Below are 17749 nucleotides of genomic sequence, written 5' to 3'. Positions count from 1 at the left end.
GTGGCCTGCTCCTCCCCCGCCAGGATGCACAGCAGTCCCGCGTTGAAGCTGGTCCCCGCTCCCAGAGGCCCCCTGGCCGTCCACCCACGTCACCCGCCTGGAGGTGGCGCCGCCGCCCGCGTACCGGCCCCCGCCGTGGTCTCCGACCTGACCGCTGGCGAACCCCGCAAACTGTCGTCCACGCCCGGCCGACGAACCCCAGAATCCTGCTGGGGTACCGCCGGACGTGGCGCCGCCCCGGTACAGCGGCGGCGCGCTGCACCGGGGCGGAGGCCAGTCCGTGAGCTACACGGAGCTCACGCCCCATTGATGAGGAGCTTGGCGAGGTTCGCGGGGTCTTTGCTGAGTGCGTAAGTCGGAATGGTCCGCCCGCTGGGACGGACGGCCGGCGCGGTCACGGCGCCCGTGTACGACGCGACGACCCGGCCGGACTGGTCCACGACCATGAGCTGTGCCGGGATGGCGTCCCCGCCGCTGACGACGAGCACGGGTGCGCCGTCGGTGTAACGCACGCTCAGCAGACCGTCTTCAGGCGTGACCTGGGTCTGCGGGATCGCGCCGAGGTCGGTGATGTCCGACGTAGGGATTGCCCCCCAGGTCGGTTACCTCGGGCGTGACCTGCTCTTCGGACATGGCTGTATCCCTTCCCGGCCAACTCCCTGTTGACCGCTGTGGATCGTCCCTACGCCGCCTGCCGCCACACCCCCACCGATCGGAGTTGACTTATTCCCGATTAAGAGGTCGTTTTCGTCCGATGTTTCATCCCGGGACGGGCCGTTTGGTGGACCTTTTCGGGTCGCGCCAGGAGACGGTGTTCTCGCCGGTGAGGCGGCGGGCCATGAGGTCAGCCATGGCGAGGTTGATCAGGGCTTCGGAGCGAGTGGGCAGGGTTTCGTAGTCACGGGCCAGGCGGCGGTGGAGCATGAGCCAGCCATAGGTCCTCTCGACCGCCCACCGCTTCGGGATCGGAGTGAAACCCCTTGTCCCGGGCTTGCGGGCGGTGATCTCCATGTCGATGCCCAGGGTCGCGGCGTGCTCGACGAGGTGCTGGCGGTAGCCGCCGTCGACCCAGACTTTGCGGACGGTGGGGTGCTCGGCAGCGACCTGGTCCAGGAGCCGGGTGCCAGCGACCGAGTCCTGCACGCGGGCCGCGGTGACCAGCACGGCCAGCAGGAGACCGAGCGTGTCGGTGACGATGCTCCGCTTACGTCCGACGATCTTCTTACCCGCGTCGATACCCTGGTCGGCGGCGTGAACGCTGGTGGAGGTCTTGACGCTCTGGGCGTCGATCACACAGGCCGACGGTTCGCCGCCCCGCCCTTCCTTCTCCCGCAGCAGCTGCCTGAGTAGGCCGTTGAGCTGGGCGAACACGCCCTCGTCGGCCCATTTGGCGAAGTACCCGTAGACCGTGTTCCAGGGCGGGAAGTCGTGCGGGAGGTAACGCCACTGCACGCCGGTGCGGTCCACGTACAAGATCGCGTCCATGATGTCCCGCAGGTCATGCTCGGGCGGCCGGCCGAAGTCCAGTGCCCGGCCACGGCGTTCGAACCGCCAGGCTGAGAGCACCGGCTCTATCAACTCCCAGCGGGCATCGGACAGATCACTCGGGTAAGGGCGCCGTTTCGCCATGCTTCCGGCGTACCGCGACAGACCGAGTGCGCCCAGGCGCACACCCACGACGGTGGAAGCACACGACCGCCAAGGCCAGACATCCTGGGATGAGACAGGAACAGGTCGTCTTCCATCCCATCGGCCACCTCACACGCCCCAAAGACATCGACCGCCTCCACGACGTCACCGGCATCACGATCCGGCACCCCGGGAATCTGCACATATAAGGCCAGTGCAGGTGAAAATGACCTCTAAGGACCCACCGCTCGGTACGCGGCTGCCCTGAGGCGACCCGAGCCACCGCCCGGGTCGAAGAACCGCCATACAGCACCCCGCCACGACGTTGGCAGAGTCCTAGCCACAGGGGAGGCATACGCCCGGCCCGCGCATCACCAGAAGGGAACCAAGCCCGACGGACCGGATGAACGACGCGTGGTCCGTCCGGACACTGGCAAGTCCAGGCCCGGGGGCCCTGGCCCCAGGCCGGGGTGGCATGATCGTGCCAACAGTTATGCACGAGGAGGCAACGTGGACGACCGCTCGAAGCATGACCACTCCAGCTGGGAGGCGGTCGTGCTCGCGGCTCGGGAGCGTGCCCGCTCGCGACAGGCGCTCATGGCCGAGCGCTTCGGCCTGTCAGGAGACGTGCAATACGACTGGTCGATGGACGACGCGCAGATCACGTGGTCGCGCGACGGCAAGGTGTTCCTCACCGGCCGGCTCACAGTGATCGGCAGCGTCAGCGTTTCCCAGCAGACCTGGCTGTGGTCCTGGGCGAACGAGTCACTCCCGCACGCCGCCCTGGGCGACATGGAGAGGGTGCGGCAGTTCGGCGAGGAGAACGACTACCCCGTCCTTCCATGGCCAGACTTCACGTACGACCCCGAACTCGTTGCTGAGGCTCGGATGGTCGCGGCCTCCGTGCTCGACGCCGAGGGACTGTGGGCGGAGTCGATGGACGACGTGCAACTCCACTTCATGATCCATGACCTGGCGCTCGCTGCCGAGCGACAGTGACGGTTGCACGGATTCCCAGGCTGCTGATGCTGGCCGGACGTTAAACGGCAAACTCGGCCCACCTGCAAGCGTACGAAGAAGCGGCAGGGGCATGTGCCCCTGCCGCTTCTTCGGCTACCGAGGGGGCTGGTCAGACCATCACCGCGGCCAGCGCAGCGGTGATAGCGGCGGCGAGGGTGAGAACTGCGGCGAACGCGGCAGCCGCGCGTAGGCACGCTGCGGGATAGGTGGCTCCGTCAAGCCGAGCAAGCTTGCCTGCGGCTGCCGCGACGATGACCGCAAAGACCATGACGAGGCAGATGGTGAGCAGCAGCGTGGTAAGACCGGACATGTTGGACTCCCAAGAAGTAGGTCGCTTGATGCCGTTGACCGTCTCGGATCTGCTGTTCGCCGGGGTTCGGGTGGGTGAAGATGAACATCCTTGAACAGGGACGTGTGCAGGGGGCCGGGCGCGATGGGCACAACAGAGAAGAAGCAGGACACGTCAAGCGGGTGCCAGCAGGCGCTGCGCGAGTTGCAGGCGCGGTTCACGGATGCTCTGGCGGCTTCGGGGCTGACGGTGACGTTGCTGGCCCGCAACGCGGGACTGGGGCGCACGACGGTGAGTAACGCTCTGAATCGGCCGGTGGCGCCGAAGGCCCGGACCATTGCAGAGATCGCCAGGGTTTTGAAGCTCAATCCAGTCGAGTTGCAGCAACTGCGTCGGCAGGCCGAAGGCACGGATACCCCGCAGGCCACATCACATGCCGCACGGAAAAGCCTGGCCGGCGAATCGGCCTCTGCGCAGGCCGGGCGGCAGGGACTGCTCGTGGGAGCGCTACCCTTGCGAGCGTCAGCGTTCCAGTCTCGCCCGGAGCTGCGGGAGCGAATCGACGCTGTACGTATGGGTGGCGGGGTCGTACTGACGCAGGCCCGGCCAGCGTCCGCGCAGGTGTTGTCGGGAATGGGCGGGGTCGGCAAATCCCAGCTCGCGACGCAGTATGCGCACCAGGCTGTCGCCGAGGGGACCGGGCTGGTGCTGTGGGTTCCGGCCAGCGAAGCACAGCAGATCGTCACCATCTACAGCCAGGCCGCCTTACGTGTCGGGGCGGCGGGCGCTACCGGGGAGGATCCTGAGTACGACGCCCGGGCGTTGCTGGAGTGGCTTGCGACGACTTCGTCCTCGTGGCTCGTGGTCCTGGACGACATCAGTGACCCCGTCGCTGTCGGCCCATGGTGGCCACCGGTACGGCCGGGGGTGGGGTGGACACTGGCAACAACCCGACTGCACGATCCGCGGCTGACCGGCGGCGGCCGAACCCGCATCGACGTCGGCGTCTACACTCACAACGAGGCAGTCGCCTTCCTGGAGGAGCGGCTGGCCAGCGACGGCGGCGGTCACCTGCTCGACGGGCGCCAGGCTGAACTCGCCGCCATGCTGGGACACCTCCCCCTGGCCCTCGGGCATGCGGCCGCCTATTTGCTGGCCGAGGAGTTAGCCTGCGGGGCGTACCTAGCCCGCCTTGATGATCAGGCGCTGGTCCTGGATGACGTCCTACCCGACTGGGCGGACACCGAGCTCTACGGCCAGCACATCACAGCCGCGCTCCTCCTGTCCCTGGCCGCCGCCCAACAAGCCGGCCCGGTCGGACTCGTCGAGCCCCTCCTGCGTCTGCTGGCGCTTCTCGACCCCGACGGTCACCCCGAAGCCATCTGGACTACCCAGGCCGTTACCGACTTCCTCAACACGACACGAGGGGATGGCAGCACGGCAACCGCTACCGAAGAGATCATCCGAGCACTGCGGGTCCTCCGCCGGTACGCACTCATCACCTCCGACCCGCACACCCCGCTTCGCCAGATCCGCATGCACGCCCTCACCGCCCGCGCCGTCCGCGAAACCACCCCATGCCACCATCGGCCGCAGCTTGCCGTGACCGTCGCCCACGCATTGACTGAGATCTGGAAGCCCGGCCGTCACATCCATCGCGATCTCGCGCAAGTTCTACGTGCCAACACCGCAGTCCTGCGGCGCAACGCAGAGGAGCACCTCTGGCAGAACGAAATCCACGTGGTGATCTTCATGGGTGGCCTGAGTCTCCTGGCGAGCGGATTGCACCGTGATGCTCTGGACTACTGGGCCCCCTTCACCCAACAGGCATTCAAGGTCCTCGGCCCAGACCATCCGGACACCATACGCGCCCGCGCCGCCCTCGCCGGCTGCTACCGAGAGCTCGGCCGATACCAAGACGCCCTCACACTCGCCGAACAGGTCCTCACCGACTGCGAAAGACTCCTCGAACCTGACCACCCTGGCACCATCCGCGCCCGCGCCAACCTCGCCAGCGCCTACAACGATCTCGGCCGATACCAAGACGCCCTCACACTCGCCGAACAGGTCCTCACCGACCGCGAACGAGTCCTCAGGGACGACCACCCAGACACCATCCGCGCCCGCGCCAACCTCGCCATCATTTACAACGGCCTTGGCCGATATCAAGACGCCCTCACACTCGCTGAACAGGTCCTCACCGACCGCGAACGACACCTCGAACCCGACCACCCCCACACCATCCTCGCCCGCGCCAACCTCGCCACCACTTATCGATACCTAGGCCGGCACCAAGACGCCCTCACACTCGCCGAACAGGTCCTCACCGATCGCGAACGAGTCCTCGGAGACGACCACCCAGACACCCTCCTCGCCCGCTCCAGCCTCGCCACCACCTACAGCGACCTCGGCCGACACCAAGACGCCCTCACACTCGCCGAACAGGTCCTCACCGACCACGAACGAGTCCTCGGGGAGGACCATTTCGACACCATCCGCGCCCGCGCCAACCTAGCCAGCGCCTACAACGACGTTGGCCGACACCAAGACGCCCTCACACTCGCCGAACAGGTCCTCACCGACCGCGAACGACACCTCGAACCCGACCACCCCCACACCTTCGGCGCCCGCGCCAATCTCGCCACCACTTATCGATACCTACGCCGACACCAAGACGCCCTCACACTCACAGAACGGATGGTCGCCGACTGCGCACGAGTCCTCGGAGACGACCACCCAGACACCCTCCTCGCCCGCTCCTGCGTCATCGCCACCTACAGCGACCTCGGCCGACACCAAGACGCCCTCACACTCGCAGAACGGGTGGTCGCCGACTACGAACGAGTCCTCGGAGACGACCACCCAGACACCCTCCTCGCCCGCTCCTGCGTCATCGCCACCTACAGCGACCTCGGCCGACACCAAGACGCCCTCACACTCGCAGAACGGGTGGTCGCCGACTACGAACGAGTCCTCGGAGACGACCACCCCGACACCCTCCTCGCCCGCTCCAACCTCGCCACCGCCCATCGAGGGTGAGCCAGAGCCCCTGAGTGGACTGCGCTGCGACGGGCAATAGGCCCCGGCCTAACCGCCGCCCCGGCAGCCAGGTTCGAAGCACCGGCAGGCCGGAATTACTCGATGTCGCGTACCGCGTGTCGTTTGCGGGTGGGCAGGCCTTCAGGGTGGAATGCGGATCGGTCTCAAGGAGACCGTGCCCTGACGTCCGCCCGACCTTGAGGACGCCCCAGCAAGGGCAGAAGTGGGCTCCGCCCACGCCGGATGACTGCAATTCTTTCCAGCCCGTGACCCGCCGCGAGCCGAAGCCGGGACGGTTCCACGGCCGAGCTACGCTCGTCCCCGGACCGGTGCTCGCCAGGGCCTGGTGTGCGGTCTCAGCGAGGGGCACTGACAGCCGTTCCGGTTGCGCCCGCAGTTGGCGGCCGGACGGACTCAAGCCAGCGGTTCACGGTGGCGGGCAAGGAGTGGGTGAGTTTCTTCTGGACGGCATAGAGGGCTGGCCGGTCCTGCTGAATGCGCCTCAGGCGGTCACCGCGGCGGTGGATCGTGCGCACTTCCAGCGCCCCCGGCCGCTCCGGCCGTACGGAGGCGATGGTGGTGGTGCACTGGTCGGTGTATCCGGGCGGCAGGTCGCAGTTGCAGTGCTCGTCCACAATGGTGACGGGCAGGCCCCGGTCCGGTGCTGACAGCAGCGCGGCCAGCCGACGGTGGCCGGCGGGGCCGTGGCCTTCAGCGAAGGTGGGATCGATGATCCAGCGCTCACCCCCGCCGCGTTCACGGCAGTTGAGCCAGCCGGTCACCACCAGCGGGACACCCAGGGAACGGATCAGGCCGGCCCGACGCAGCAGACCGCTGAGCAACCAGTCGGACGCTGCGGTGCCCCTGCGGCCCGGCCGCCGGTAGGGGCGCTCGACCGGGTGCAGGCTGTCAGGCCGCCCCTGGTGGCACGGTGTCATCCCCCAGGTCCTCATCTCCAGGTCCTGGGTCTCGACCGCCCGCCGCCATTCCTCGGGGTCCAGGCCCAGCAGTACGACGGAGGCAGTCGTGCCTGGCAGGCGCAGCACCACTCTCCCGTCCTTGATGTGGGTGCGAGCCCCGGGCACCCCCATGATCTGGTCGTATTCGTCGGCGCGCGGCAGCAGGGCCTTGGCCAGATCTAGTTCCTGGGTCGCCTCGGCGTTGCGCCGCCCGGCCACGTCGGGCTCGAAACAGATCAGCAGGCGGTCGGAGCGCGGGTCGACGTACTCAATGCCCCACGGGTGGAGCGTGGTGATCTGCCGCCAGGCCAGAGCGGCCATCACACGCGCTTCCAGCACCAGCTGGCCGGCATCCGGCTCCGGGATGAGCAGGGAGCCGGGCGCAGCAGCCTCGACCCGCGCCAGGGCGGTTTTCCAGGGCAGCCCGGCGTATAGGCGCAGCAGTTCGGCACGGCGTTCGACGACGGTGGCCTTCATGACTCGGAGCCCCTCACAGCGCTCAGCTGTCCCGACACAGCGCGCGCGGCACGAGGTCCACGAGATCGTACGGAGCATGTGGCGGTGCCAGCCGAGTTGGCTCTCCCACGGTGTGCTCGATGTCGGGTCGCGCACAGGGACTGGGGCCCCGCCGGGCCCGCCGCTGCGGATTCAACCACACCGATGGGGAGACGGAACCTGGCCACCGTGATGCTGAACCGCAGTCTCACCCGAACGCCGCACTGACTACTGGCGTACTCACCGAGCACTCAAAGGAGTGCACCTGACGCGCCCGCGGAACTCGTGGTGCGGCCGCCGGGTTGCCGAGGCCACGAGCGACGGAGCGTCATCACGATCGAGATCCGAGGTCATGAGGCGGCCGCGCGCGAAGCAGCCCACCGGATCTCGAACCTCTTCCTGTCCAGCGGAGCATGCCGGCTCCGGCGTACGCCGGGTGAGGACAGACCGTCCTCCATGGCCCAGCCGTACGCGATGCCGCTGTAATCCCGCGTTGCCGTCACGTACGGGCGGCCGGGTGCCTTCGCCTGCTCCGTGATGCCGACCGAAGCGATTCTGGGTGAGGTGAACACCGCGTGCGGTCCTCACGGGGGTGCAGATCGGTCACCGTGCGCTCCGGTCGCTCCACATCTGCCGCTCATGTGACAGCCGCACGTACCTCAACGGCGTTCTCCTGCCGAGTTGGGGTGGCGCGGCTTCGTGCCCGAATCGGCTTGACGTAGGGCCCGCTGGGGCTGCCGCCCGACAGGTACGAAAGACAGAAAGGCGCCCCCCCCGTAATTCGATCTGATGTGATGACACGCGGAGAATAGTCAACTGTTTCGATTATGTAGGCGGATCTGCTACATGCTGGCGTTGGCCAGAGGTTGGCGGTCGGGAAGTCGTTCAGGCCATTCATTTCTACCGCCGCCTATGGCCGATAATGCCCCGTTTAACGGCCCACCGACCCCCGCCTACTGCCTTTTCCATGATCGTCTCTGGGTGATCACCCTCACATCTCGGCTTAAATCTCTCGGCAGCTTCATCATTGATTTTCGGACGACGGTGCATTTCTGATTGCAGGCAAAGGGAAGTGATCGCACTCTGGGCCATCAAATCCACGATTGGGTTATCAGGGGGAGAGTGTGTCCGAGCTCATGAGTGCGGGGGATCTAGCGGCCATGGGGGCTGCGGCGCTGGTTTCGGAGATGGCGAGGTCCACCTGGCAGGGCGTGCGTGATGTCCTGGCCCGGTTTTTCGGAAGCAGGGACGAGGAGGGGGCTCCGGGGCAGGTGCTACAGCTCGATGCGGGCTACGAGCTGCTGAGCCGGACCGATGATGCGAATCAGCCGGCTGTGGAGAGCGCCCTGCGCACCACGCTGGGGATCCAGCTGGAGTCGTTCTTGCGGAACCACCCGGACGCTGCCGCCGAGTTCCAAGCCCTGATCGAAAAGACTACCGGGGCGTCCGGTCCGGCAGACGGCACGCTGACCGTTCGGGGCAACACCAACAGTCAGATCGTCGTCTCACGCGGGTCCATCATCGGCAACACCCTCCACTACCGTCCGGAGGCCCAGCAGTGACCGAGGAGAACCACCGCGGCGGCTTTCCGGAAGAGCCGGATAGGTTCGGGGTGCCGTCCACGCCGGGGAACTCGCCGTCCTCAACGCCTCCCTTCGGCCCGCCGACGGCTGCCGCACCCGAGCATCCGCCGACCGCCGATTTGCCGGATCCGGTCGGCGAGCCGGATCCGGCGCCCGACGCCGAGCCGAAGCCGCCTGGCGTCGAGATCAGCGACAACAGGAACTCCCAGATCGTCGTCGCCGGACGCGACGTGACCATGCACAGCAAGCCGCCGCTGACGGTGACGCCCATCCCGTCCGCGGAGGTCGAAGCTGTCGGTCTGGCCTGGGTGGATGCGGGACCCGAGCACGAGCGGGTGACCACTGCCGAGGACGCCAGAGTGCTGCTGGCGGGGCCGGGGCCGGCTCTCGCTGTGGTCGCGGGCGCTCCGGGCATGGGCAAGCGGACCGCCGGCATCCGCGCCCTGTGGCAGATGTCCGACGCACGCCGGCGCTCGGGTGCCAACCCGCTGGACCTGCAGGAGGTGCACCCCGACTGGGAGCGCCCCGAGAGCCCGGACATCGAACTCATGCCAACGCAGGAGGCGACCGGGTATCTCCTCGATGTGGCATCCGAGATCGATGCCTGGAAAGCCCCCGGTGACGTGGCTAAGCAGCTCTTGGCCCATGCCGAGAAGCTGCGTGAGGTCGGCTCGTACCTGGTGGTCATCGCCAACGAGGACGGGTGGCCCGGCGAGCAGTCCGGTGCGTTCGACCGTGTGCAGGTCACTGCCAGGGTCAGGCCGTCCGCCCACGAGATCGCCATTGCGCACCTGAAGGCGCTGTACGGGAAGCCGGTGTGCGCCGACTGGCTGCAGCGGCCCACCGTGGGCAGCCCCGGCCCGGCCGCGATGCTCCTGAACGCGGGCTCGACTCCTGCGGACGCGGTGCGGCTGGCCGCGACACTGGCCGGTGTCGAGGAGTCCCTCAAGGGGCTGGAGACGGCGAAGTCGGCGTTCCAGGAATGGCGCACGGACGTCAAGAACGTGTTCACGGCCACGGAGGACAAGCCCGAGGACCGGGCCCTGCTGATCGCCGCCCTGTTCCTCGATGGCGAGGACGCCCTGACGGTCCAGGACGCGGCCCGCGCACTCCTGAAGGACAACAGCGTCGGAACCGTCAGGGAGATCCTCACCGGCCCCGACCTGACGAGCCGCCTGAACAAGGTCGGGGTCGAAGTTGTAACCCGCAAGGTCAGCCTCGACCACAAGGCGGGCTACGCCCGCGCAGTGCTGGTCCACCTGTGGCACCAGCGAGCCGATATCCACAAGCCCCTGCTGGACTGGCTCGATGAGCTCATCACCGCCGAGGCCGGCCCCAGCAGGCTGCAGACGATCAGTGACCTGCTGGTGGAACTCGCGATCGCCGAGAACGACTTCAGGGCGATCACCACCATCAAGGAGTGGATCGGGAAGGACAGCCGGGCCGAGCACCTGGACCTGATCGCCCGGGTCCTCACGCGGGCCGCCGAGGCCCCCGCTCTTGGACCCCAGGTCCGCTCCAAACTCCTGGACTGGGCCCAGGAACCCTCCGAGCCGGTGGCCCGCGTGGTGGCTCTGGTCTGCCAGGGAGAGTTCGCCGAGCACTACCCGAGCCAGGCCCTGGTCCGCCTCAAGCACGTCCTGGGCCGCTCCGACCGCGACAAGGCCGTCCAGACCGCCGAAGCCGCCCTGTGTGCGACTGCCCGGGCCCAAGGCCAGCTGCCCCGGTTCTGGGCGGCACTCGGGAAATGGTCGGCGGAGGGCCGGAGCCTGGCTGCCCACCGCGCTTTCCTCGCGCTCGTGGACCCGCGCAAGGACCCTTGGATCCTCCAGGTCATGCTGTCATCCGCCGAGCAGCACCCCGACGTCAAGGAAGCGCTCATCGACAAGTGGAGTGCCGCCCTCGGAAACTCCAAGGTCGACGCTGAGTCCCGTCAGGTCCTCCACAACTGGGCACACGCCTTCGCCGACGGACATGTCGAATTGCCCATGATCAAGGACATCCTCGACGAGGTCATCCAGCGCCACCTGGGCAGCTCACCCATTTCCGACCTCATGTTCGGGGCACCCGGAGTCGCCTACGACGAGGCAGTCGTCTCGCTGCGCAAGGCCCTTCGCATGCCCTCCCAGCTCCAGCCCTGGCACAGGCGCGGCTCCGGCCACGCGGGGTCGTGACATGGCGTTGTTCAAAAGCAGGCGCTCGGGGATCTCCCGCAAGGACCTGAACAGCGAACTCGCCCACATCGAAGCGCGCCTGGCCAGCAAGCACGAAGGCATCGCCTTCCACGTGGTGATCACCGCGACCGTGAACAGTGACCCGCCGGACGGTATGGACGCCGCCCATGCCATCGCCGCTATCCGGGACGTACTGCGCCATGCCGCGGCGGACGCGCTTCGGGTCCGTGATGCGTTCGACCTCGCCACGGTCCAGGACGTGTGCGCGGCCGAACTGGGACGGGAACGGTCCCTGGCGGCCGTCCCTCGCCTGCTGTTCACCGCGAAGGCCAACGTGGGCCTGCTCGCCGAGGACCGCGCCGCCGTATCGGCCCTTTTGGAGGCACAGCGCAAGCAGACCATCGCCGATGAACTGCGCCGCCAGAGGACCGAGGCGCTTGCCGTTCATCTCTCACAACCTGCGACGCTCCTCGCGCACTGGCTCGAAGAAAGAAACAGCGACTGGACCAAAGCACCTACTGTCACGGTCACCGAGGAACTCGCCCAGCGCCTGGCCGAGCACCGCCCCGTCGAGCACCTCGGTGTGGAGTACGCGCTGGTAGACGTCGTGCGCCAGTTCCTCAGTACCTTTCCCGAGCCCGCCCAGAAGATGATGATCCACACCATTCTGGCCGGTGGCATGCGCGCCTTGGACCGGCACGACCACGCAGACCGCGTGGAGGCGCTCGCCGGCAGTCTCGAACCGGCTCCGGCAGGTGGCTCGTGAACAGACGGCTAGCCTCACCTCCAGACGGCCGGTGGTGCCCGTGAGTACGACGTTGTGGCGGTGGTTGCTGTCGCCGCGGACCAGCTGGCACGCCTGGCGCGCGGTACGGGCCTCTGGCGGGGACGTTTCCTTCGACGTGGCCTGGCGCCAGACCCGGGTACAGCTTCATCCCGACGAAGCCGACTACCGGGCAGCAGGCCACCGGCCCGACAGGGCCATGCGGGCGAATATCACCCCGGAGCAGCCCTCTCCGATCAAGCCGGACGGGCCATAGCCCCCCGAGAAGGAACAGCCCCAGTAGTCCCTCCAGGACGGCCTCCGAGACCCTTTCCGGCCCCGGAGGCCCCCGACACGACAGGTACATGTCTTGGTCCTGCTGTGCCGACGGAGCTCTGCCTGAACGCCGGGAAGAAGATCCGTTTCCCCGGTGAATCAACCCGCCCGGCCGGGCGAGTTGCCCCGACACCCCCTTCCAGACCCACAGCAGATCCGGCTACAAGCCGAAGCATGATCAACAAACTGCTCCGCAACGGCCTGCCCGCGCTCGCCCTCGCAGTCCTGCCCATCCTCCCCACCGCGCCCCCGGCCGTCGCCAACACCCCGGCCGTGTTGTAGCAATCGACCGCCCCGGGCAGGAGGGACGAGCCCCATCGCGAAGCGGCCGTCCCGCTGTCACTGACACTGCGTCCGCCTGACGCAGGACACAGAACCGCGGGCGCTCCGCTCTGGGGTCGCTGGACCCGTACGACAGCGGGGGCTGCGGCAGATCGTGGGGCCGGTTTCCGGGGGGGGTGCCGGTGTCAGAGTCCCCCACCGCCAGCGGCGTACCAGATGGTCTCGTGGGTGACGCGACCGGTGAAGGTGAATTTGATGGTGTCGCCGCTGCTGACATAGATGGTGGCACTCTGATCGGGTCCGAGTTCGGTGCGCCTCATCTTGTCGGATTTGCCGACTTCGATGTTCAGCATGCCGTCGCTGCCGTCGCCGCCGATGTTGTGGCCGACCAGGAGTCCGGCGGAGGGCGCCACCCTCTCGTAGGGAACGTTGGTCGTGATGACACTCGCCCGGCTAAACAGGGAACTGTCCGCATCGGGACGCAGACTGCCGGAGACGGATTTGGCGTAGACGGACCCGACGCGTAGGGGGCCGAGGACCTCGCCGTGCACGGTGAGGTTGCCGATTTCCAGGTCGGGTTTGTTGACGGTGACCTGGGCGGAGACGATCCGGACGACGGGGTTGGTGGCGTCGCCTGCGGTGGCGCGGAGGTAGAAGGTGGTGTCCGATTTGATGCCCTCGACATTGTGGGTGCTTCGGTCGGTGACACAGATGTTGACGTCGCCGTAGAGGAGTTCGTAGGTGGCGTTGGCGGAGCGTTCCCAAGTGAGGCGCACGTCGCCGCCGTTTTGGATGACGGAGGGTTCGCACAGGAAGTTGCGCAGGTAGAAGTCGGCGGGGAATTTGCCGAGGTTGAAGACGGTGGGCCGGTTCTGGGGCGCGGCGTTTCCGGTGTGGGAGCGTTCGGTGATGGTGATGGGCGCGGTGCCGACGGTGCGGTTCATGGGGATGCCGGAGAGCTGGATGGTGAATCCGTCATCCGGACCGATGGGTGCGGTGCTGCGGGGTGTGAAGACGAATTCCTTGGCTGCGGCGTCCAGGCGCGAGGTCCAGCCGTCGAGGCTGATCCGGTAGGTGATCTTGTTGAGGTCGGTGGCGAGGTCGGGTGCCCTGTCCCCGGCCGGTACCTTCACCTTGATCCACTCGACGTTGGCCGGGGTGCCGCTCTGCCGGGCCACCGCGATGATCACCTCCCCCGTCTCCTCGGGGTAGTCCTCGTTCTCCGGTGATGCCTTCAGCGGGCTCGGCGTGGTGGTGATGCTGTAGGACAGCAACGGATCATCGACCGCGGCGGCGGTGGTCTCCACGCTCTGGGTCTGCACGACCACACTCATGTAGGGCTCCTTCGGGTGCGGGCCCGCCCCGCCCCGGGGCGGGGTTGGACGGGGCCGGACGGGGGGGGTCAGTGGTGGCTGCGGGTGTGGGCGACGGCGTTGTCGAGACTGAGGAAGCCGGAGCGGACCTCCGGTTCGGCCGGCGGCAGGTCGTACTGGTCGGGGCTGAGGATGGGCAGGTTCTGCCACGTGTCGCCGTGGGGCTCGGTCCAGGTCCAGGTGCCGAGTCCACTGGCCGGGGTCGGCATGAGGATGGTCTCTTCGCTCTCTCCCTGGTCGCCGCGCAGGTGGGTGGTGGCGGCCAGGAGCGGGCCGGTACGGAAATTGACCGTCATCCGGGTGATCGCCTGGTCGGTGAACTGCTGGGGCACGAAGACCTTCTTCGTGGCGAGGATGTCGGTGGTGGCGTGGACGGCGGCGCGCGCGTCCAGGAGCACCGTGGCGACGGCGGTGTTGTGCATGCCGAAGTCCAGTTCGAGGCCCGGGTTGTTGCCGATGGGCCGCAGGTAGTCGCCTGCGCCCGGTGCGGGGGCGACGATGGTCTCGAAATGGTCGTAGTCGTCGTCCAGGACGTAGCCGACGAGGCCGTCATCGCTCTGCTGGGCTTCGCCGAGGCGGATCGCCCACGGATAGGTGGGCAGCTCGGAGGCCGGCGGCTCGAACAGGTTCTGCCAGCTCACATCGGTGCGCAGGGGTCCGCGCAGGTCCATGGTGAGGCGGGTGCGGACCAGGGCGAGGGGGCGGCCGAGGAGGAAGCCGAGGCCAGCGCCTTCGGAGGCGACCTTCCCCGCGCCCAGGCCGCCCTCGCCAGGCGATCGGCAAGGCGGCTGTCGAGGCCGGCGTGGAAGCAGCGCCTGAACACGCAATAGCCACCGCGGGACCGGACAAGGTAATCCTGTCCGGCCCCGCCGTCGTCAGCCGAAGTCGAGCGTCTCCTGTACGAAGTCGGCCAGGGCCGGGCTGGGTGGGGCGGCCCCCGGCGCCGAGCCGCACGAGCTCGGCCATCGACGCGGGCGCCGTCGAGGATCGGGTCCCAAGATCCTCGGGCAGCTGATGGCGTCGGAGGGTGACTTGTCTCGCGCCGCTTCTCATCCGCTTTTTCCCTCCCGCTTGCAAACCGGCGGTCTTTAGCCTGAGGACATGCCGCAGCCTGAGTTCCGCGACGACGACTTCATCAACCCCGAGGCCCCTGAGGACGAGCGCCACCTCAGGCCCCCCCCCCCGCGTCCGAGACCTCTCCTACGAGCGCTCGCGAGGCAGGCAGGCAATGGATCTGTGGAAGGGGTCCCTCATCGCCACTGTGACGGAGCCGTGGGACGCCTACCCTGACCTCTCAGAGATCCCCGAGGGCGCCGTGCCCGGCCCTTCCATGACCCTGTTCGTCAAGGAGCGGCCGCGCGGGGCGGGGTACGTAGCCGACTTCCTCTACAAGGCAACCGACCTGCCCGTCACCGTGCACGGCGTCCTGGTGAACCAGGGGGCCGGCCTCGGTGTGATCGAGCTCGAGCTGTGGCGCCCGGACTGGGGGTACTGGGACGACTTCGGAGACTTCGTCGGACCTGCCGGCGAAGAAGCTTCGACAGCCGTTGCCGTGCCGATCACGGGCGACGTCCTGCGGCGCATCCCACTGGGTCAGATCGTCGCCCGGGCCCAAGCCGAACTGGCCAGCCATTCCTGGAAGGACGAGGGCGTAACCACTATCGGGATCGCGCCTGCTGCAGACCGTCAGCCAGGCGACCTCGCCCCGGCGTCCGTGCGGGCCCTGGAAAACGCAGGAGCCCTCGCGCAGCCGGCAAAGCGCGGCCGGCCCCCGTTGGAGGGAGCCCTCCTTCACGAGCTGGCCCACGCCTACCTCCGCGAGGCCGGTAACGGGCCTGGACTCCACCGGCGCCTGGCGGATCTCTTCGAACGCCCGGAGCCCACCATCGCGGACTGGATCAAAGCAGCCCGCGAACGGGGGTACCTCTCCCCCGCGGTCCCGGGCCGCAGGGCAGCCGGCCCAGGGCCCCTTCTCAGGTATCGGACGGAGGGAAGCCCGCCGCCTCCCTCGGCTTGAGCTCGACCGGAGGGACCCGGCGCTGCAACACTGCCAAACCGGCTTGCCCAGGGTCACCTAAGGCTTGCCCACGCTGTCAGCGGGAGGCTTGCCCAGGGCGCCAAGGGGCTTGCCCGGGGCGTCAGGGGGCTTGCCCAGGGCGGAAGCGGGCGCGCCAGCCGCGGGCCTTCTCGGCCGTCTCGGCGATGGCGGCCTCCTGCTCCGGGCGGTCGCGTTCGGCCTGGTCCTCTGCCGCGACCGTTTTGGCCTCGCACGGCTCGCACAGCGTCGGGTGCCACCGGTGGCCCGGCTCCGGGGAGAGGCGGGTGTTCTCCCATCGGTCGTTGTCGAACTTCGTCCCGCAGCCGGCGCAGACGGGGCGGCCGGCCTCATGCTCGGCCCTCTTCTGCTCGGCCGCGCGGCGCAGCTGCTCCTGGTACTCGGCGTGCTGCACCAGGGCCCGCTCCGCCCGGAGCGCGAGGACCGCATCGCGGCGCGGGTTGCCGATCGCGTCGCGCAGCGGCTGCATGTGGGTGCGGCCGAATCGAAGGAAGAGCGGGCCGTTGGGGCCGTGCTCGCACAGGTTGCGCAGGCCGGTCGCGATGATCGGGATCTTGCGGTCGTAGCTGCTGAACCCGTCGGCCGGCTCGCCCGCCCACAGCGGCCGGGTCAGCTCCTGCAGCCGCGGGACAGTGCGGTTGGGGTCGCGGGCGCCGATGTGGTTGAAGACGATCAGTACGGGTGGGTGCGGGGCCTCGCCTCGCTCGGCGACGCGGGCCATCCAGCGGGTGCGCCACATCGGTTTGTCCTTGCCGTCGGTGTCCTTCATCTGCCGCTTGAAGAACCTGGCGTACTTCAGCAGCTTGGCCGCGATCTCCTCGGCGGTCTCGTGGCAGTTGTCGACCTCGATGAACAACAGCGGGATCCCGTCCTGGGGGGCGGTGAGCACGATGTCGGCCTGGGCGCCGCCCTTGCCCGGCGCACCCCACGTCCCGGTGGCGGGCAGCGGGACCTCCGTCGCGTACGAGGCGATCGTGCCGACACCGGCCGGGGCGTCGACGGCGGCCTGCGCGGCCGCCTTGGCTTCGGCCGGCTCGGCGGTGAGCAGCCGGAGGTCGGGCTTGGGGCGGAGCAGCGCGATGACGGTCTCGTTGACGGCCATGGGGTGTGTGGCCCCGCTGGAGCCCGCACCGCGAGCGGTAGAGCCCATCTCCGTCAGCGGGCGCCCGAGCTCGTAGGAGGCGGCTTCCAGGCCCTTGGTGGTCAGGTTGCGCAGCGACTCCCCCGCCCGGGTGGTGCCGCCGTTCTCGGCGAGACCGTGCTTGCGCAGATCGGAGAGCGCGCCCGCGTGCGAGGCGGTACGGGCGGTCTTCCGCTCGGAGGCGGTCGGCTTCGTGGTGTGCCGGTAGGTCAGGTGCGGTGAGGCGATCCGCTGGATCTGGTCGGCCGTGGCCACCTTCAGCACACCGAGCACCCGCAGCACATCCCCGCGCAGATCGTTCGAAGAACCCGCCGGATTCGTCAGCCGCCTGCCCGCCATCAGCTCCACCCCTTCGCCACTCGCGACCAGCTACACGGGTCGGCTGCGAGCCGGACCAGTCCAGTCGTGGAGGGCGCCGGGCCCCCTGGAACCCGATGATCTCCTCCCATACGGACAACAAGAGGGGGAGAAGAGGGGTGTGACGGCGCGGATTTCACGCCGATTCGCACGCTGACCTGCATGTTTCCCACCCTGGCAGGTGCCGGGCACCCAAGTGGGTACCGAAGGAGACTCCGAAGTGCCCCCTCAAGGAGCCCACTTCGGCTTGCCC

At 68.2% G+C, this 17749-nt stretch carries 13 protein-coding genes; 6 read left to right on the top strand and 7 right to left on the bottom strand.

Features of this window, described 5'->3' with window-relative positions:
* Nucleotides 1-296: 296 nt before the first annotated feature.
* Both SLAV_RS39030 and SLAV_RS39025 read right to left on the bottom strand, forming a co-directional pair.
* A complete protein-coding gene (locus SLAV_RS39030; RefSeq protein WP_030239913.1) occupies nucleotides 297-512 on the bottom strand; it encodes a hypothetical protein in 216 nt (71 codons plus the stop codon).
* A gap of 247 nt (nucleotides 513-759) precedes the next feature.
* A complete protein-coding gene (locus SLAV_RS39025) occupies nucleotides 760-1629 on the bottom strand; it encodes an IS5 family transposase (RefSeq protein ID WP_078950674.1) in 870 nt (289 codons plus the stop codon).
* Between the two features lie 510 nt (nucleotides 1630-2139).
* On the opposite strand from SLAV_RS39025, the gene SLAV_RS39020 reads away from it, so the two are divergent.
* On the top strand, nucleotides 2140-2628 hold the full coding sequence (locus tag SLAV_RS39020) for a DUF6882 domain-containing protein (RefSeq protein WP_030239923.1): 489 nt from the start codon (nucleotides 2140-2142) through the stop codon (nucleotides 2626-2628).
* Between the two features lie 130 nt (nucleotides 2629-2758).
* Here SLAV_RS39020 and SLAV_RS39015 read toward each other — a convergent pair whose 3' ends face one another.
* Nucleotides 2759-2959, bottom strand: coding sequence for a hypothetical protein (locus SLAV_RS39015; RefSeq protein WP_030239925.1), 201 nt, complete (start codon nucleotides 2957-2959; stop codon nucleotides 2759-2761).
* A gap of 90 nt (nucleotides 2960-3049) precedes the next feature.
* Between SLAV_RS39015 and SLAV_RS39010 the strand changes: the two genes are divergently transcribed.
* Nucleotides 3050-5977, top strand: a complete 2928-nt coding sequence (locus tag SLAV_RS39010) for a tetratricopeptide repeat protein (RefSeq protein WP_100661225.1) — start codon at nucleotides 3050-3052, stop codon at nucleotides 5975-5977.
* Between the two features lie 356 nt (nucleotides 5978-6333).
* Here the strand turns inward: SLAV_RS39010 and SLAV_RS39005 are convergent, their stop codons facing one another.
* On the bottom strand, nucleotides 6334-7413 hold the full coding sequence (locus tag SLAV_RS39005) for a hypothetical protein (protein ID WP_030239928.1): 1080 nt from the start codon (nucleotides 7411-7413) through the stop codon (nucleotides 6334-6336).
* A gap of 1142 nt (nucleotides 7414-8555) precedes the next feature.
* Between SLAV_RS39005 and SLAV_RS38995 the strand changes: the two genes are divergently transcribed.
* From SLAV_RS38995 to SLAV_RS38985, 3 genes are all read left to right on the top strand, one after another.
* Nucleotides 8556-8993 carry a hypothetical protein gene (locus SLAV_RS38995; protein WP_100661224.1) on the top strand — a complete coding sequence of 146 codons (438 nt, stop codon included), beginning with the start codon at nucleotides 8556-8558 and terminating at the stop codon, nucleotides 8991-8993.
* A gap of 140 nt (nucleotides 8994-9133) precedes the next feature.
* Complete coding sequence (locus SLAV_RS38990) at nucleotides 9134-11188, top strand: hypothetical protein (protein ID WP_030239937.1); 2055 nt, start codon at nucleotides 9134-9136, stop codon at nucleotides 11186-11188.
* A gap of 1 nt (nucleotide 11189) precedes the next feature.
* Nucleotides 11190-11954 (top strand): hypothetical protein, encoded by a 765-nt coding sequence (locus SLAV_RS38985; RefSeq protein ID WP_030239940.1) that lies wholly within the window; start codon nucleotides 11190-11192, stop codon nucleotides 11952-11954.
* A gap of 800 nt (nucleotides 11955-12754) precedes the next feature.
* On the opposite strand, the gene SLAV_RS38975 is transcribed toward SLAV_RS38985, so the two are convergent.
* Both SLAV_RS38975 and SLAV_RS42950 read right to left on the bottom strand, forming a co-directional pair.
* Nucleotides 12755-13903 (bottom strand): hypothetical protein, encoded by a 1149-nt coding sequence (locus SLAV_RS38975; RefSeq protein ID WP_051841434.1) that lies wholly within the window; start codon nucleotides 13901-13903, stop codon nucleotides 12755-12757.
* A 68-nt stretch (nucleotides 13904-13971) separates the two neighbouring features.
* On the bottom strand, nucleotides 13972-14613 hold the full coding sequence (locus SLAV_RS42950; RefSeq protein ID WP_234333894.1) for a hypothetical protein: 642 nt from the start codon (nucleotides 14611-14613) through the stop codon (nucleotides 13972-13974).
* A gap of 557 nt (nucleotides 14614-15170) precedes the next feature.
* On the opposite strand from SLAV_RS42950, the gene SLAV_RS41920 reads away from it, so the two are divergent.
* A complete protein-coding gene (locus SLAV_RS41920; RefSeq protein ID WP_208754730.1) occupies nucleotides 15171-15959 on the top strand; it encodes a hypothetical protein in 789 nt (262 codons plus the stop codon).
* Between the two features lie 121 nt (nucleotides 15960-16080).
* Here SLAV_RS41920 and SLAV_RS38960 read toward each other — a convergent pair whose 3' ends face one another.
* Nucleotides 16081-17478, bottom strand: a complete 1398-nt coding sequence (locus tag SLAV_RS38960) for a replication-relaxation family protein (RefSeq protein ID WP_037688880.1) — start codon at nucleotides 17476-17478, stop codon at nucleotides 16081-16083.
* Nucleotides 17479-17749 lie beyond the last annotated feature (271 nt).

It is taken from the genome of Streptomyces lavendulae subsp. lavendulae, assembly GCF_002803845.1.
Classification (GTDB): domain Bacteria; phylum Actinomycetota; class Actinomycetes; order Streptomycetales; family Streptomycetaceae; genus Streptomyces; species Streptomyces lavendulae.
Note: the sequence above shows the minus strand (reverse complement) of the source record. Positions and strands in the feature narration are given on the sequence as shown.

Excerpts from the sequence above, each read along its gene's own strand:
- SLAV_RS42950 (WP_234333894.1), bottom strand. The coding sequence starts at position 14,613 with ATGGACCTGCGCGGACCCCTGCGCACCGATGTGAGCTGGCAGAACCTG.
- SLAV_RS39015 (WP_030239925.1), bottom strand. The coding sequence starts at position 2,959 with ATGTCCGGTCTTACCACGCTGCTGCTCACCATCTGCCTCGTCATGGTC.
- SLAV_RS38985 (WP_030239940.1), top strand. The coding sequence starts at position 11,190 with ATGGCGTTGTTCAAAAGCAGGCGCTCGGGGATCTCCCGCAAGGACCTG.
- SLAV_RS41920 (WP_208754730.1), top strand. The coding sequence starts at position 15,171 with ATGGATCTGTGGAAGGGGTCCCTCATCGCCACTGTGACGGAGCCGTGG.
- SLAV_RS39005 (WP_030239928.1), bottom strand. The coding sequence starts at position 7,413 with ATGAAGGCCACCGTCGTCGAACGCCGTGCCGAACTGCTGCGCCTATAC.
- SLAV_RS39025 (WP_078950674.1), bottom strand. The coding sequence starts at position 1,629 with ATGGCGAAACGGCGCCCTTACCCGAGTGATCTGTCCGATGCCCGCTGG.
- SLAV_RS38975 (WP_051841434.1), bottom strand. The coding sequence starts at position 13,903 with ATGAGTGTGGTCGTGCAGACCCAGAGCGTGGAGACCACCGCCGCCGCG.
- SLAV_RS38960 (WP_037688880.1), bottom strand. The coding sequence starts at position 17,478 with ATGGCGGGCAGGCGGCTGACGAATCCGGCGGGTTCTTCGAACGATCTG.